This is a genomic window from bacterium, assembly GCA_039961635.1.
Classification (GTDB): domain Bacteria; phylum 4484-113; class 4484-113; order JAGGVC01; family JAGGVC01; genus JABRWB01.
This window is the reverse complement of the sequence record JABRWB010000003.1, coordinates 21,597-37,461: the sequence shown is the minus strand read 5'-3', so window position 1 is coordinate 37,461 and position 15,865 is coordinate 21,597. Positions and strand designations below refer to the sequence as shown.

The 15,865-nt window shown below is 57.5% G+C and carries 12 protein-coding genes; 9 read left to right on the top strand and 3 right to left on the bottom strand.

All coding sequences use genetic code 11. The features are described 5' to 3' along the window. Together HRF49_00650 and HRF49_00645 are read right to left on the bottom strand one after the other, a co-directional pair. A partial coding sequence (locus HRF49_00650; GenBank protein ID MEP0813160.1) for a hypothetical protein occupies positions 1-307 on the bottom strand: 307 nt, incomplete at its 3' end. Positions 308-310: 3 nt separating this feature from the next. Next, positions 311-934, bottom strand: a complete 624-nt coding sequence (locus HRF49_00645) for a 5'-nucleotidase C-terminal domain-containing protein (protein ID MEP0813159.1) — start codon at positions 932-934, stop codon at positions 311-313. Between the two features lie 141 nt (positions 935-1,075). Between HRF49_00645 and HRF49_00640 the strand changes: the two genes are divergently transcribed. The 6 genes from HRF49_00640 to HRF49_00615 all read left to right on the top strand — a co-directional run bounded on the left by HRF49_00640 (position 1,076) and on the right by HRF49_00615 (position 11,986). Then, positions 1,076-3,427, top strand: a complete 2,352-nt coding sequence (locus tag HRF49_00640) for a transglycosylase SLT domain-containing protein (GenBank protein MEP0813158.1) — start codon at positions 1,076-1,078, stop codon at positions 3,425-3,427. Positions 3,428-3,566: 139 nt separating this feature from the next. Next, positions 3,567-3,971: a hypothetical protein gene (locus tag HRF49_00635; protein ID MEP0813157.1), complete on the top strand. Its 405-nt coding sequence runs from the start codon at positions 3,567-3,569 to the stop codon at positions 3,969-3,971. Between the two features lie 209 nt (positions 3,972-4,180). After that, the gene (locus HRF49_00630) at positions 4,181-5,278 is read left to right on the top strand and encodes an aminopeptidase P family protein (protein MEP0813156.1); all 1,098 of its coding nucleotides are present in this window, start codon (positions 4,181-4,183) and stop codon (positions 5,276-5,278) included. A 24-nt stretch (positions 5,279-5,302) separates the two neighbouring features. Then, on the top strand, positions 5,303-5,866 hold the full coding sequence (gene efp / locus HRF49_00625) for an elongation factor P (GenBank protein ID MEP0813155.1): 564 nt from the start codon (positions 5,303-5,305) through the stop codon (positions 5,864-5,866). Positions 5,867-6,026: 160 nt separating this feature from the next. Further along, on the top strand, positions 6,027-9,083 hold the full coding sequence (locus HRF49_00620) for a hypothetical protein (GenBank protein ID MEP0813154.1): 3,057 nt from the start codon (positions 6,027-6,029) through the stop codon (positions 9,081-9,083). Positions 9,084-9,160: 77 nt separating this feature from the next. Beyond that, the gene (locus HRF49_00615; GenBank protein MEP0813153.1) at positions 9,161-11,986 is read left to right on the top strand and encodes a hypothetical protein; all 2,826 of its coding nucleotides are present in this window, start codon (positions 9,161-9,163) and stop codon (positions 11,984-11,986) included. A gap of 86 nt (positions 11,987-12,072) precedes the next feature. On the opposite strand, the gene HRF49_00610 is transcribed toward HRF49_00615, so the two are convergent. Next, positions 12,073-12,372 carry an STAS domain-containing protein gene (locus HRF49_00610; GenBank protein MEP0813152.1) on the bottom strand — a complete coding sequence of 100 codons (300 nt, stop codon included), beginning with the start codon at positions 12,370-12,372 and terminating at the stop codon, positions 12,073-12,075. A 95-nt stretch (positions 12,373-12,467) separates the two neighbouring features. Here HRF49_00610 and HRF49_00605 point away from each other — a divergent pair, with 95 nt between their 5' ends. The 3 genes from HRF49_00605 to HRF49_00595 all read left to right on the top strand — a co-directional run bounded on the left by HRF49_00605 (position 12,468) and on the right by HRF49_00595 (position 15,720). After that, complete coding sequence (locus HRF49_00605) at positions 12,468-12,953, top strand: DUF488 domain-containing protein (protein MEP0813151.1); 486 nt, start codon at positions 12,468-12,470, stop codon at positions 12,951-12,953. Positions 12,954-13,026: 73 nt separating this feature from the next. After that, the gene (gene lnt / locus HRF49_00600) at positions 13,027-14,538 is read left to right on the top strand and encodes an apolipoprotein N-acyltransferase (GenBank protein MEP0813150.1); all 1,512 of its coding nucleotides are present in this window, start codon (positions 13,027-13,029) and stop codon (positions 14,536-14,538) included. Between the two features lie 53 nt (positions 14,539-14,591). Further along, positions 14,592-15,720 (top strand): peptide chain release factor 2 gene (locus HRF49_00595; protein MEP0813149.1). Its coding sequence is split into 2 segments (ribosomal slippage): positions 14,592-14,663 and positions 14,665-15,720, totalling 1,128 coding nucleotides; the frame shifts between segments, so codons are not numbered across the junction. Positions 15,721-15,865 lie beyond the last annotated feature (145 nt).

Genomic DNA, 15,865 nt, shown 5'->3' with positions numbered 1-15,865 from the left:
CCGTAAGGTAGCGCAGGCTTTCAGCCTGCGATATCCGGGGCTGGAAGCCCCGGCTACCTAACAAGCCGTTCCTGACATGCTCGTAATCCGTCGTCGCGCCGCCTGAAACGGCCCTCGTGGTCTTGAAAGGAGGGCGGGCGCCTCGCCCGCAATATCCCGCAGAGGCGGCGGGCCTCCTATCAAGGCCGTCGTATGCATGCTCGACGGTCACTCCCACCGATGCGATATTGTGCTCAAGAAGCCTGTTCTCGTAGTCGTACTCGAACGTATTGGTCAGCTGGTTGCCGCTTTTGGCGGTGTTCTCCAATCCCTACCCCCTCACGACGTACCTTCCGCCGACCTTGGGCATTTCCGGGTGGGCGATGTAATAGTCCGCGATAAGCTCGCCGACGAACCGGACGCTGCCGTCCACGACAGGGATGTCGTCCAGCACGTTGAAGCCCGCGCCGCCGTTGGCCAGGAACTTGGTCATCGCCACGGTGTAGGTCTTCGCCGGGTCAAGCGCCGCGCCGCCGACGCTTGCCGCGACCACCTTGTTTGCCGCGAGTTTGGGGTCCACAGTGATCACCATCCCGCTCACCTGCAGGAAGCCGTTGCTCTTGCGCGGGAAGAACTTGAGCGAGTTGTTGAGGACGAGCGCAAGATCGCGGCCGGTGAGCTTGGCAGTCACCACCTCGACCTCCGCGATTTCGAGGCGCGTGATCGACTCGCTGATCGCTTCCTTCGTCGTCAGCGTGGATAGCGTCCCCGCGTCGATGAACGCGACGTCGCACTTGTAGTGTTCCCGCATCGAGTCCGCGACGAAGTTGCCCCATGCCGTTTCGCCGACGGTCGGGTCGAGGTTGTCGGCTCCGAAGGCGGGCGGCGCGACGTGGAAGGAAAGGGCCAGAATCGCCGCAAGGATGGCGGCGGTTTGAAGCTTCGTTTTCATCATGATCACGACCTCCCCTGGGTCCTCAAGTACATTATACCCGAGCGGCGGCGGAAAGTCACATTATATAAGACTTCCGCGGCGGGCGGATGTTCGGGCGCGGGCGGGCGTTCTGGTATCATCGCAGGGCGAGAGCCGCCCCGAATGGACATGAAGAAACTGCTCACCGCAATCGTGCTGATTCTGGCAGCCGCGGGACTGCTGGGTTACGCGTTCATCTGGTTTTATACAACATATATGTTGTCGCCCGAAGAAGCGTTCGAGCGTTACGGGCGCACCGCGCCGCTGAAGGCGAAGCTTGCGGCCAAGCTGTCCGCGAATCCCGACGACGCGGACGCGCTGGCGCGGTATATGGATCTGCTCGTTCTTGAAGGCAACCTGGGTCGGGCGGAGCTGATATCAAGGCTGACCGGCGTCGAATGCAGGCGGCTGGACGAGGCGCGGGAGCTTCTGGTCGAGGCCGCGGAGGACGCCGAGGACGGCAAAATCGAGAACCGCAAGCGCGACGCGCGCTGGATGGCGTACGTGGACTGGCCGCTGTACGGCTGCCTGCGGTTCGCGCAGGGAATGCGGTACGCGGATTCCGGCGACTGGATGAGCGCGCGCAACGAGTTCGAGGCGATAAAGAATAAAAAGAGCGGAATCAAAATTTCGCCGCTTCTGGCGGATTACGTCGAATACATGCACGCGCGTAGCCTTCAGGAGGCGGGCGACCACAAGGGCGCGCTGAGGCTGCTCGAACCGCTGATAGACGCGAACAAGGCGAACGGGCTGCGCCCGAAAGTTTACGCTGCGCTGATTTCAAGCTCGCTGGCGCTGGACGACGCGGCGGAGGCGGAGCGGATAAGCAAGCGCCTCGAATACGTGAACGGCTACACTTGGGAGAAGGCGCGCGCGCAGCGCGCGTGGGGCGATTACTTCGCGGCCAAGGGCGATGCGCAAAAGGCGATCGACAAATACTTGGCCGCGGTAGCCGAGGATGCGGGCAGCGGCGCGGAGGCGTCGCGGGCGATTCCCGGCATCGTTTCGGTGCTTGAAACGGCGGCCGCGGATTCCGCGGCAGCGGCCGGGCTTGAAATCGCGCGCGGCGCGATAGGCCGCGCGGCCGCGATCGCGGCCGGATGGAACCAGGGCGACAGCTTTGCCGCCGCGCTCGAGGCTTTGTTGCATACGGGAGTGTCAGGCGAGGCGCGGGACGAGTTTTCGCTTTCGCTGCTTTATTTGCGCCTCAAAAACGGCGAAGAAGCCGGGGCGAAGGCGCTTTTCACCTCGATGAATCTCGGCGGAGCGGGCGACGAGACCGCGGCCCGGGCGCTTTTCCACTTCGGCCAGTTTTACCGCGACAGGAGGGATTTTGCGAAAGCCGAAAAGTACTTCGGCGACTCGGCAAGGCTGCTTGCCCCGGTTAGCGCGGACGCCGCGTGGGAGAAATACCTGCTTTCCAAGGCGAACAAAACAAAGTCGCCTTACAATCTGCCGGGCGCGCTTGAGGATTTGATGTTTATCATCAGGCACTTTCCGGAAAGCGACAGGTTCGCCGCCGCGGCTGAAGAGGCATTGCCGATCCTGTACTACCAGGGCAAAATTCCGCAGGCGATGGCGGTTATCGACGCGCTTTCCGGAAAGGGTGCCGCCGCCGAAACCGTCGCTTCGTACTGGATGTATAGAATCGGGCAGAAGGAAGGGGACGGCGGCCTTGCCGACAGGGGAAGGGCGGGACTCGCCTGCAGGACGTACTCGTATTACGAGCTTGCGGCCGGGCCGGGCGAGCCGGAGTTCGAAAGTATCCCTTTCGACGCGATTTCCGAGCCGGAGCGCGTGGACGAAGTGCTGTTCGGGCTGGGCTTGATTGACGCGGGCGAAGAGAGCGCGATAAGCGCGGAATGGCTCGTTCCCGACCTCTCGCTGACGGAAAGCGTTATCGCGCAAGAAGTTTACGGCAATCTGCCCGGCGCCGCTTGGCACGCGGAGGAAATGCTGTCGCGGGGAGTAATGACCGACCCGGAGCTGCTTGGGCTGGTCAAGCGCATCGCGTTCCCGCGCGTCTTCGAAACCGAGGTGACCGCGGCCGCGGCGCGGCATGGCGTCGAGCCGGATGTAATCCGCGCGATCATGAAAAAAGAATCCGGATTCCGGTCGGATGCGGTGAGTTCCGCCGGCGCGGCCGGGTTGATGCAGATTATGCCCGACACTGCTTCCTGGTTGATTGGGGGAGGACGCGCCCGTAATTTGGGTGATTGGAAAACGAATCCGGAAGCGAACATCGAACTCGGGGCGGCTTATATAGCGCACCTGCTGAAGGAAAGGTTGGCGGGAAGGTCGATCGAGCTGGTCATAAGCGCGTACAACGCCGGGCCGGGCAATGTGAACTCGTGGGCGGCGCGATTTCCGGAAGCCCCCGCTTGGCTGTACGTCGAGTTGATTCCCAACTCGGAAAACGAAACGTTTACAAAGAAAGTGCTAAAATATTTGGCGATGTACAAAACGCTGGACTGATGCCAAAGCGACTTGAGTCCATCGCTTTGCACATGAAAACCCGGAACGAAAAAAAGAAGTTGAACTTTTCCGGGCGGTTGAACATCTTAAACCGATGATGCGGGTATAATCCGCGCAGGGGTAACAGGGAAGGTGTGGTTTGAAGCAAAAGGATAACAGCCATCTTTTCGGCGACGCGAAGGCTACGGCGCGTAGTGTCGCGCGCGCAGGCGCGGGCGACAGCCTTGAAGACTACAGGCGCGCGTACGAAGAATCGAAAACCGATCCGGACAAGGTCAAAGCCTACGCGGAAGCGTTGAACCGGTTGAACAGGACGGAAGAAGCGGAAGCGGTCTACAGCGAGTACGTATCTCTCGTGCCGGCCGACCAGGACGCCTTTTACGAGCTCGCGCTGTTGAACAAAATGCTCGGTAAAAACGAGCGGGCCATCGAGCTGTTCGTAAAAGTGGTTGAAATGGCTCCGGAAAGCCCGCTCGCCAAAAGCGCCGAGTACGAGATGTGGAGCCTCGACGGGAAGGTACGGCCCGCATGGGTCAAACGGTAGCTTTCGGCGAAATTAAGGCCGAATGAACTTGTCTTCCGCCGTTATCTTGAATTCCATTCGAGGACGGGCCGGGCGCGGCGAAGGGCTACTTGTTCGGCCGCCTTTTTTCAACCGTTATTCGTAATTTGCGGGGCGCGCGCGTATTGCAATTCGGCCGCTCGCGGTGCTAATATTTCTTGTTTCGGATTAGTGCGTTTACGGAGCAAAGGTTGCATTCTCGGGTTGACAAGCTTGTGGAGCGGTTTGACGAGTTTGGAATCGACGGATTCCTTCTTGTTCCACCGCCGCAGACAATGAACAGCATCCCAAACGTGTTCTATCTAACCGGATTCACCGGGTCGAACGCGGTGTTGATAATTACGGCCGGGCGCAGGCTTTTTTTGACGGACACGCGCTACGTCGAAATGGCGCAGGCGAACGTTAAAGGCTTCGAGGTCATCGAGAACACAACCCGTCCGCTTCACGAGTTATTCCCGGAACTGAACAAGGATCTGGGAATTACCAAGCTGGGCGTGGAATCCGCCACACTGTCGCTTGCGCTTTACAACAAGTGGAAGGATGCGTTCGCTCCCGTCGAACTTGTGCCGACAGAAGGCGCGGTGGAAAAGCTTCGGATGCTCAAGGACGAATATGAGCTTGAGGCTATTCGCAACGCGATTCGAGTCAACGAAGAAACTTTCCGGCACTTGCTCGGCTGCATCAAGGACGGCGTTCGGGAGAACGAAATCGCGGCCGAGTTCGAGTACCAGATTCGCAAGCGGGGGGCGAAGATGGCAAGCTTTCCGCCGATCATCGCAAGCGGAACCAACTCGTCCATGCCGCACGCGGGTTACACAACACAGGAGATTGTTCCCGGCGCGCCTTTTACGATAGACATCGGCGTCGTATACGATGGTTATTGCAGCGATATGACCAGGACGGTTTTCTTCAAGGATTGCCCGAAGGTCTGGCGCGATAGGTACGAGGCGGTTTTGGACGCCAAGAATGCCGCGACGGCATACGCAAAAGCCGGTATGACCGGCAACGAGGTAGATGCAATAGCCCGCTCGCTGATTGAAGGGCGCGGTTTTACCGAGCATTGCTATACCCACGGCCTCGGGCACTCGGTCGGCATTCAAATTCACGAGGCGCCCAGGTTTGCCAAGGGAAACGAGGATATTGTCCCTGCGGGATGCGTCATGTCCATAGAGCCGGGGATTTACGTTCCCGGTGAAGGCGGCATCAGAATCGAAGATCTTGTGCTTGTGCAAGAGAATGGACTTGTAAATTTAAACTCTCTCGGCACCGAACTTACGGTGGTGGGATAGATTGATGCATATGGAGGTTTGTAGTTGATTTCGGCAAACGACTTGAAACCCGGTGTGGTTTTCGAGCACAAGGGAAGCATCTGGAAAGTTGTCGAGTATGCGCACATCAAGCCCGGCAAAGGGCCCGCGTTCGTCCGGGTGAAAATCCGGGATTTGCGTTCCGGCGCGATTGTGGAGGAAACTTCGCGCACGGACGCAAAGTTTCAGGACGTACGGGTGGAAGCCAGGGAGCTTCAGTACTTGTTCGGCGACGAGCACCTGGTCACGTTTATGGACACAGAAACCTACGAGCAATTTGAGGTTGCAAAAGAAACGGTCGAGGACGAGCTGAAGTTCATACGGGAAGGCGACAAGGTCAAGGGCGAGTTCAACGGCCAGGAGATAATAAGCATCGTTCCCCCGATTGCTGTCGTGTTGGAAGTTGTCGAAACCGAGCCCGGTGTTCGCGGAGACACCGTAAGCAACACCACCAAGCCCGCCACCGTAGAGACCGGAGCTGTTGTGAAAGTGCCACTTTTTGTCAATTCCGGAGATAAAATTAAAATCGACACCCGAACGGGGGAATATCTCGAACGGGCCAAAGATTGACCTGCTCCGATGAATTTGGTAAGTTTAAATGTGAATCTGTTTTGTTGTTTGCGGAGCCGGCTGCGTGGGTATAACGCTGCTGGTGGATACCGGGGCCGCCGTAATGGCGGAATTGCCGTTCGCGGCAATTCCGGTAACGGTCTTAGGGAGGTATAGCGAAATGAAGGCAGCCTGGAAATTTGTATCTGTTTTGGCCGTGATCGCATTGGCGTTCATGGCGCTTTCGTGCGGCGGCGGAGGATCGCCGACCAGCAACCCGCCCGGTGGAGGCCCGTCCCAAGGCGGGGACACTCCAAATCCGCCGGAGATACCTAATTCGCCGATATCCCTGTTGATTTCGGCGACTCCGAGCAGCGGACCTGCCCCGTTGCAGGTCAACCTGTTTGTGAGTGCAACCGGCGGACGCGAACCTTACAGCTACTCCTGGGATTTCGAAAACGACGGAGTTTTCGATTCGACCGCCCAGACGCCGTTCCACACATATACGGTGACCAGCGTCGCGCGTGTCCGCGTCCAGGATGCATCAGGCAATGAGGCCAACGGATACCGTACGATTCTGGTTAACGGAGATACCGGCGGCAGTGTGGTCCAGCCTTTGGTGGCGATGTTTGGAATGGACAAGGTCGCGGGGCCGGTGCCGTTGGAGGTGAAATTCACAGGATTCGCATCGGGCGGCACGCCTCCTTACGCCTACAGCTGGGATTTCGACAACGACGGCACAATTGACTCGTATGTTAAAGATCCCGGACATATCTATTCTCAAATAGGCACCGCGGTCAACGACGCAACGGGACAAAAGTGGGTTTATTATCCAACTCTCGAAGTGCGCGACTCGGTTGGGCGCAAAGCCGCATTCAACGCGGAGATTAACGCAATGCCGGCAAGTTCCAGACTGACGCTATCCGCATTCGCGAATCCTCCCACCGGCCAGGCCCCATTGCTTGTCAGCTTCGACGGAGGGGCGGAAGGCGGAGTTCCACCGTACGAGTTTTCTTGGAATTTCGGAGAAGGGGAAAGCACGCCCTGGAGCACGGTTTCACAGGCCGACCACCTTTACTCGACTGCGGGTGTGTTCAGCGCCTACGTTTCGGTGCGCGATTCTTCCGGGCTGTTAATAAAAAGCGGCAACATTACGGTGACGGTAGAGGATGCGCAACAGCTGAAGGCGGTAATTCAAGCCAACATCGTCAACTCGTCGGTTCCGTTTACCAGCAACTTCACCAGTTCGGTCAGCGGCGGCAAAGAGCCGTTTACCTATAACTGGCTTGTATACAGCTTGTCTTCGGTGCAGGATGACACCGTAGATCCAAATCACGCGCTTTTCGGCACGGCGATTGTCTCGCCTATGTCGCCGCAGGTTGCCAATCCGGAATTCCATTTTGCCAACCAGCCGCTTTCGGATTTGGACGGCAACGGTGACGCGAATGAGTACGACCCGATTTTGGTGCAGCTGGTGGTCACCGATGCAAACGGCAATGAGGCTGCAAGCAATGTAATTACGGTTACCCCGCAGCCTCCGAGCTTCAACTACGACGCCAAGCGGCCGGCAACCGATACGTTTGTGGGATTTGGAGCCAATTTCGGCAATCCGACTCCTTCCAACAGGGTCAATCCCGCGGTCGCGACCCATCCCTACACCGGCGTGACCTTTATGTTCGGCGGTGACGTTGTTGACGGCTCCGGCAATTTCACGGGCGTTGTTGATTTAACAAACAGCGCGTGGGCGTTCAATCCGAACGATTCAGACGTCGCGTACGGAACAGGATGGCCGGCATATTCCCCGGTCACATATCCCGCGAATTCGTGGGTGGAGCTGAATACCGTCCGTCAGTCGTCTCAAGGCGACGGCTCGGTGGGTGGAATCGGCGGCGGCCCGTTCCCCAACGGGGAGATGCGCGATTACAACATTTTGGCTCCGCCGGATCCTGATCCTATCGGTCCTGCGGCGACCACGCTGCGCGCCGACCAATTCGTGCCTCGCGGCAGCGCCGCTGCGATATTCATTCACGAGCCGGTGGAAACCAATCCGGCGGGTGCGGATTACAGCGGATGCATGCAAATCGCAGGTTCCCAAGGTAACACATGGCCGGACGATCCCGCCGACCAGGGGCTTGATCTCAACGGCATGAACGGCCCAGGCCTCGGCGTTCCCGTGATTTATGTAGTCGGTGGCCGTGATGCTTCCGGCACGGCGCTTACCACGGTTCAGAAATACTATCCGCCGGGTTTCGGTACGGAAATGATGCCGATAGACTGTTGGGATGCCTGCATGTGCCAAACCGGCGATTTCCAGGTTACAAACAATCAAGTCGACATTTGGCGCAATACATTCCTCTCGCCCGATCGCGACTTCTGGCCGCAGGTTGGAGAGCATCCGCGTCCTCCGATCGTTCGCGACAGGGTACCGGGCGATGGTGCGGATGCCGCCAGCCCGCTTGTGTCCCTCCCAATCGGAGTTTACGGTCATTGCGGTTTCGCAATTGAATCGCTTCCGTATTTGGGCAATCTCCCCTGGCCTCTCGGTCCATTCTGGTACATCTTCATCTTGGGCGGCAAGGAATCGGACGGCCACGTTTCGAACGAATTCAGAATTCTCGATACGCGCGCTGATCCGACCGGAGCGGGAAGTGGAGGCAACCAGAACCCCCGCAATCCGGATTATCCTTACTGGTCTTACGTTCGCGCCGGCAATCCGGTGAACGGTCCGGTACAGCTGATGCCGGTCGAGCGGTACGACTTTGACGTGGTTCTCCAGTATGCTGATCCCTCAAGGGGAGAGCGTTGGAAGCTTTATGTCTTCGGCGGCACGAATCAGAACGGAGAATACGTGGACCAGGTTGACGTATTTACTTTCGAAAACGTTTACAACCCGAACACCGGTACATGGTCTACGCTTTCCGCGGTGATGCCGGAGCCTTCAGGCGGACTTAACGCTGCGGTAGGTTTCGACTCGGTTCTCGGTTACATTTACCACACATTCGGCGGACGCACCAGGGACGCAATCGTGGGCGACGTTTATACTCTTCAGAACGATTCCACCTTTGTGCCCAGCTCGCTAAGCTTGATTCCCAAATACGGCGCGGGAATGGGATTTTCATTCGCAACCCCGAGCCGTCCCGCCAGCGATCCCTGGGATCCGGCGCTCACCTATTACAGGGTGGCCGGATTCGGCCCAGAGGGGATGAATCCTTACGTTGAGTTCTTCCATGTACCGTAGCGAATGCTTGGTTGCATGAAAATTGCGCCGGGCCGCCTTCAAGGCGGCTCGGCATGCCTTCACAGGAGGTTGGGTTGATGACCAGACTGTTTTCGATTTTGATGCTTGTGATCGCGACGGCGCTCCTCTTTGCATGCGGCGGCGGCAAGGGAGCGATTCTTCCGGATCCCGGTGACAGGGGCGGTAATCAAGACCCCGTGCCGGAGCAGCCGGACGACGGTTCCGATTTGGAGATCGTGTTCGTCGCGCGTACGCCCGAAGTCGGTCCTTCCCCGTTGAAAGTCGATTTTCTCGCCGTTGTGAGGGGGGGAGTGCAACCCTACACCTTTATGTGGGATTTCACCAACGACGGAGCTCCGGATATAATCCAGAATAACCAGAAGGTTACGACCGCGACCACGAGCTATACCTATCCATTCCTGGAAGTCGACGGCGTCAACGGCCTTAATCAATCCACATTCAGCGCGGTTTTCACGGTAATCGATAGCCGGATGGGGAGCGGAAACAAGCCCAACTACGCTGTGCGTACCAGCCTGCCGGTTCAGGTGGTTGTCACCAACGGCTCAAGTTTCAGGTTCGATCCCGCAAAGTCGGGCGTTACAAACAGCGAACTCGGTTCAGAAACGCTGTCTTTCACCAACGGCAGCCAGACTATGGATTTGGAGTTCGCCGTGTTCAAGGAAAACACGGAAATCAAGTTCGCCGCAAACGCCGTGGACGGCACGCCTCCGTACAATTACAGGTGGAATTTGGATTACGCGTCGGTCGTTCCGGATACTTCGGGCAACTTTTTTGCCACCGAGTTCGAAAGCAAGGTTGACACTACCACCCAGAATCCGCGATATACCTTCAGCTTCAACCGCCGCCCCGAAATGGAGGCGCTGACGATAAATCCTGGAGAGTCGATTGAAGACTACACTCGCAGGAAGGAAGCGAATTACCGCTTGATTCACGTGGAAGCGGTTGACAGTCTAGGTAACAAGATTCAAAGAATTTTCGGTGTAAAAGTTGTTCCCGAGAACTATACTCCTCCGCCTCCTTCGCCCACTTTCAAGGTGTTCATTGCCACCGAGCCTCCATCCATAATCGCCAATCCAAACGACGCTACCGATAAAGCCAATTCACCCGTATTGGTGCAGCTGGATAGAAACAACGTGGATTTTTCGGGGACAATGATCTTTCCGACGGTTCATTTCAGCGCTTTCGTTTCCACCACTCCCGGCGAAGCGGGCGCCCCTCCCTATTCCTACAGCTGGGATTTCGAAGGGGATGGGTATATAGACAGCCAAGCCGTATCTCCGACAATTCCGTACTTTAACGAGAACACGCGCAACCTGTCTAATCCTTACGCATGGCCCGGTTTCTACATTTGCAAGCTTCGCGTTCGCGACGCCATCGGCAGAGTTGTTTCCATCGAGATCGGCGTAAATGTCATTGACATAACCGGACAAGTTCCGGGTAATCGTCTGGAAATCGATCCCCTCGCCATGGTTGCGCTCGGAGGCGGAACCGGGGAAATCAAGGAACAGTCTTTCGCCGCTCCCGGAGATCTTGTCACCTTTTACGTGGATATTACGGGCGGTACGGCTCCTTACAGGATCGCGTGGGACAGGAACAACAACGGCATTTTCGGCAATACGTTGCTTGACCTCGACCCGGATCCCAATACGAACGATCCCGATCCAGCGGACGCGCCTCAGTTGACGCTATCCGCCGAAGAGGCAGCACTAGGAAAGCTTGACAAGAGGGAGCTGACAAAGTTCGAGCTCGGTGCCGTTCAAAACGGCTACTACTTTGGCGGAGTCAGGGTGACCGATTCAAGCCCGGTGCCTGTTACGGTTACAGCTTATTCCCCCGTGACCGTTGCCGACGTTTCGACTCCCATTTCGCCAAACAACCCGTTGATAGAAAGGTCGTTGCACGGCGCAGGCGTGTTGAACGGAAACGTGTATCTCGTGGGTGGATTCCTCGGCAACGTTGCCCTGAAGACGGTCGAGCGCATATCCGTTGCCGACAATTCGTTCGGCATAGAAAGCTCCCTGTTCTCCAACAGCACGCTGACCGACATGCCAACAGCCCGCGGTGCGCTGGCGGTTGGAAATATTGGTCCAAGCGTTATCGCGATCGGCGGCATCGAAAACGTGAACGGCTATTCTGACAAGGTCGAATCAATGTCGATTGCCGGCACCGGGAACGCGGTGTGGGTCAACCGCCCCGGAATCGGTTACAGAAGCGGCACTTCAAAGAATCTTGCATATCACGGTATGCAGTTCGCCACGCTTCCCAACTACCTTTCCTTCGGCGGCACCCCGGCTCCCGCGGACGGCTTTATCGTTTGCGGCGGCATCGTGGAGTCCGGATCGGTCTCGCCGACCACCTGGTTCTATCTTCCCATCGAGGGATTCCCGGATCCAAAGCCCACGGATCCGAACAACGATTACTGGTTCGTGCTTAGGAACATGCCTACGCCCAGATACAACTTCGCAATGGCGAGGATAGGTTCGTGGGTGTACACGATCGGCGGGATAACCGCCGATGGCTCGATAAGCAAAGCGGTAGAGGCGCTAAATCTTGACACTTTGGTTTGGGTTACCTTACCCAACTATCCCGTTCAAATCGCCGGTGCGGTGGCTGTGGGGCACGACGCGCAGAACTTCCTTGCGGTTTACGGAGGACACACGGCGATAAGCTCAACGGGCGAATACACTCTTGCCTCCAAGTCGTATGCATTCAGCCCGGTCACGAATTTGTGGACTGAAGCCCAGCAGATTTCGCCGCAGCGTACAAACTTTGCCGGCAGCTTGGTTGATTACCAGTTCCTGGCTGAAGGCGGCGAGGCAGCGGCCCAGAATGAAGGCGATCAGGTTACGGTCGTGAAGATTGCACCTTCACCGATTCCCTAAGGGCGATTAAAGTCGAAAAAAAAAAGGCCCTCCCGAAAGGGAGGGCCTTTGCTTTCCGGACTGCAACAACCGAACTCCAGGTTGTTTCAACCCAAGTTGAAAACCTTGTCCAACTTGGTTATTTGAAAGACCTTCAGCACATCGGGTCTGATGCCCGAGAGGCCGAGAGTTTTCCCGCTTATCGTGCAGCTCTTGAGCATGGACACGAGCTGGCCTATACCGGCGCTGTCGATAAACGGAACATCGCTCATATCGAGAACGATGGATTTCACATCGTCGCCAAGCGCGTCTGCTTGTTCCTTGGCCTCGCGTCCCGAATCGAACACGAAGTTGCCAATAACTTTAATCACCGCTGTTCCATTTTCTACGGAAACTGAAGTTCTCATAATCGCTCCAACGCCACCCGGCGCGGCATAATTGTACATCATTTCAACATGGCGCTCGCTATCGCGGTTCAATTCCCATGTTATAATCCCGCCCCGTGACCGTCGAGCAGGCACTCGAATGTTATTCAATCGGACACAGCGACCGTCCTCCCGAGGAGCTTTTGGCTCTGCTCGAAAGGTACGGCATCGACCTCGTCGTTGATGTTCGCTCGTTTCCATACTCGACCTACCTTCCGCACTACGACAAACATCGCTTAGACGCGGTACTGCACCGGCGCGGCATCAGTTACATCTGGATGGGGCTTATGCTCGGCAGCCTGACGCTGGACGGGCGGCTTGATCCCATCGCCAAGGAGCGCGAGAAAAACTACCAGGAAGGCATCTCGAAGCTGATGGATTTGCTTCCGGGCAGGAAGGTGTGCCTGTTGTCCAGCGAAGCCGAATGGCAGATTTCCCACCGCCACAACCTGATTGCCCAGACATTGATGCGTTACGGCATCATCGTCCGCCACATAGACAAGGACGGCGACGCGGTGGACGCTCCCGCGGATTTGTTTCACCTGGAAGACGTTTCGAATTGAACCTGACGCCCCAGCTTTCGTCCCCGCATTAGCCGATTTGATGGCTTTGTTACTAGATCTCGCAAAATTTTTCTTGTCGCTTTTTACCGGGTTGCTTGTCATAGCCGCCTTTCCGAACGATATCGCGCATTTTCCGGAATTGCCTTGGGCGATTTGGATTGCGTTCGTTCCGATGCTGGGGGCGGCCGCGATGTCGCGCACGGCCAAGGAAGCGTTTTTGTGCGGATATTTGTCCGGCGTCGTAGGGCATGCAGGCGTTCTTTACTGGCTTATCAGCTTCGGTCCGATTCCGGTTATTTCGCTGTCGCTGATGTATTCCGTCGTTTTCGGGATGACCGCGCTTTGCGCCTGGCTTGCGTTCAGGCGAGCCAGCCCGGCTTCGTGGTGGTGGATGATACCCGTCTGCGCTGTGGCGTTGACGGTAATAGAAGCGCTTGGCACCTGGGGATTCCCGTGGCTGTTGCCCGCGTACGCACTGTCTTACGAGCCGCTGTTCATACAGCTTGCCGATATTGGAGGCGTATCCCTCGTCGGCTTTTCCGTTTACCTTGTCAATGTCGCGATTTACCAGGCGCTCTTTCATCCCGGCGATTCGAGATTGAGAATTCGCGCGGGCGTAATTTGTGCGGCGGCGTTTGCCCTTATTCTGGGCTATGGATACTTCAGCTTGTCACGGAGCTTTGAAGGACAAAAGCTTTCTGTCGCCCTTGTGCAAGGCGGGCTTGAAAGCGACGTCGAATGGACGAGCAATTACTCGGCGAGAGCGCGCGAAACCTATGTGCGCGCGACGGATTTGGGCATTGGAAGCGCGCGCCCCGACCTGGTCGTTTGGCCGGAAAGCACGACTGGCGAGTTGACCGATCCGGCTGTGAATCTTTCGATCGCGCCGCTGATAAGATCGGTTGCCACACGCCATGGCGCCTGCCTCCTTTTCGGCTCGATCACGAAGCGCAACGGCGCTTACTACAACAGCGCGGTTTTGCTCAATGAAAGAGGACGGATTGAAGCGGTGAGGGACAAAATCGCGGTTGTGCCGTTCGGCGAGGCGCTGCCGTTCCGCCGCGCTATTCAAATCCTGCCGTATCCCTGGGGGGAGCAGGACATCGACGCCGGGCGCAGTCTTGAGCCTTTGTCGTTTCCGCTTTCCCGCCGCAGAGCGGGCGAAGCGCGCTACGCCAAGATCGCCACCGGAGTTTGTTTCGATTCGATTTTTCCATATATCCCGCGGGAGCAGGTCCGCCGCGGCGGTCAGGCGATCGCGGTAATTACCAACAACAGCTGGTACAAGCTGCCCTCCGGCACGGTCCAGCATTCGATGATGGACGCCTTCCGCGCGGTCGAGAACCGGCGCTTCCTGCTTCGTTGCGCGACGACGGGAATCAGCCAGGTCATCGATCCCGCAGGCATCGTGATTAAGGAAACGCGGCCGCTCTCGCCAGGGTTCATCTCGGAATCCATTGCGCTTCTGGAAGGTCAGACCGTTTATACGCGTCTCGGCGAATGGTTCGGTTGGCTATGTGTCGCTATTGCCCTCGTCGCTTTCACCTGGCTTTGCTGCGTCGGCGAGATGGAGGGTTTTCTGTAATCGCGCGCCGCGCCGGGCGAGAATCGGCCCCGTCCGTGGTATAAATCCCCGTCATGCAACCTTCGGAAGTCAGGGAAAGCCTGCGCAGGCTCAAAGAAAAGCTCCTCGAAATGGGAGACTATCTTTGACGTAGCCGGCGCGCGCGCGCGCCTCGCCGAACTCGAAACCGCGATGGCCGCGCCGGACTTCTGGAACGATCCGAAAAAAGCAACCGAAATCAACAGAGCAGCGTCCGGGTTGCGCGCGCGCGTATCGAAATACGATGCCACCGCTGCCGAATGCGACGAGCTTGAAGTGCTCTGGGAAATTATCGGCGAAGAAGGCGGAGCGGAAGAAAACTCCGCAGATTTCAGGGAATTCGTCAAGCGTCTGGAGCAGTTCGTGGAGCATGTGGACGCACTGGAAGCCACCGCGCTTCTTTCGGGCGAGTTCGACGCCGCGCCGGCGCTCGTCACGATTCATGCCGGGGCGGGCGGCACCGAGAGTCACGACTGGGTGGACATGCTGGCGCGGATGTACTCGATGTTCTCCCGCAAGATGGGATGGACGACTAGCGTACTCGATTTCACTCCCGGCGAAGTCGCGGGAACGAAAAGCCTGACTATGCTGGTTGAGGGAGAGCTGGCGTATGGATATTTGCGCGGCGAGCGCGGCGTGCACCGGCTCGTGCGCATCTCGCCGTTCGACGCGAACAAGCGACGTCATACCAGCTTCGCTGCGGTGGATGTGATTCCCGAAATCGAGGAGGACGCGCCGATAGATATAAGCGAAAAGGATTTGAAAATAGACACTTACCGCGCGTCGTCCGCGGGCGGCCAGCATGTAAACAAGACGGACAGCGCGGTGCGAATCACCCACCTGCCGACCGGGATTGTCGTGACCTGCCAGAACGAGCGCAGCCAGCATAAGAATCGCCTGCAGGCGATGCGCGTTTTGCGCAGCCGGCTCGCCGAAATGATGCGCCGGGAAAAGAAAGAGCGCGTGGAGGAGCTTCGAGGCGAAACGAAGGAGATCGCCTGGGGCAGCCAAATCCGCAATTACGTGCTGCAGCCATACCAGCTGGTCAAGGATACGCGCACGGACTACGAAACCGGCAACGTCCAGGCCGTGCTGGACGGCGAGATACTGCCGATAATATGGGCGCTGCTTCGGAGCGAGGGGAAGAACGGGAAAGGGGGGTAATGAGATCGCGGGGTATAATGTCTTGGTGAGGCCTCTCAGATATTATGCCGATACATCCGTCTTCGGAGGCTGTTTCGATAGGGAGTTCTAAGCCGCCAGCCGTGTTTTCTTCGAGATGGTGATGGATGGCAGAGTGTTGCTCGTT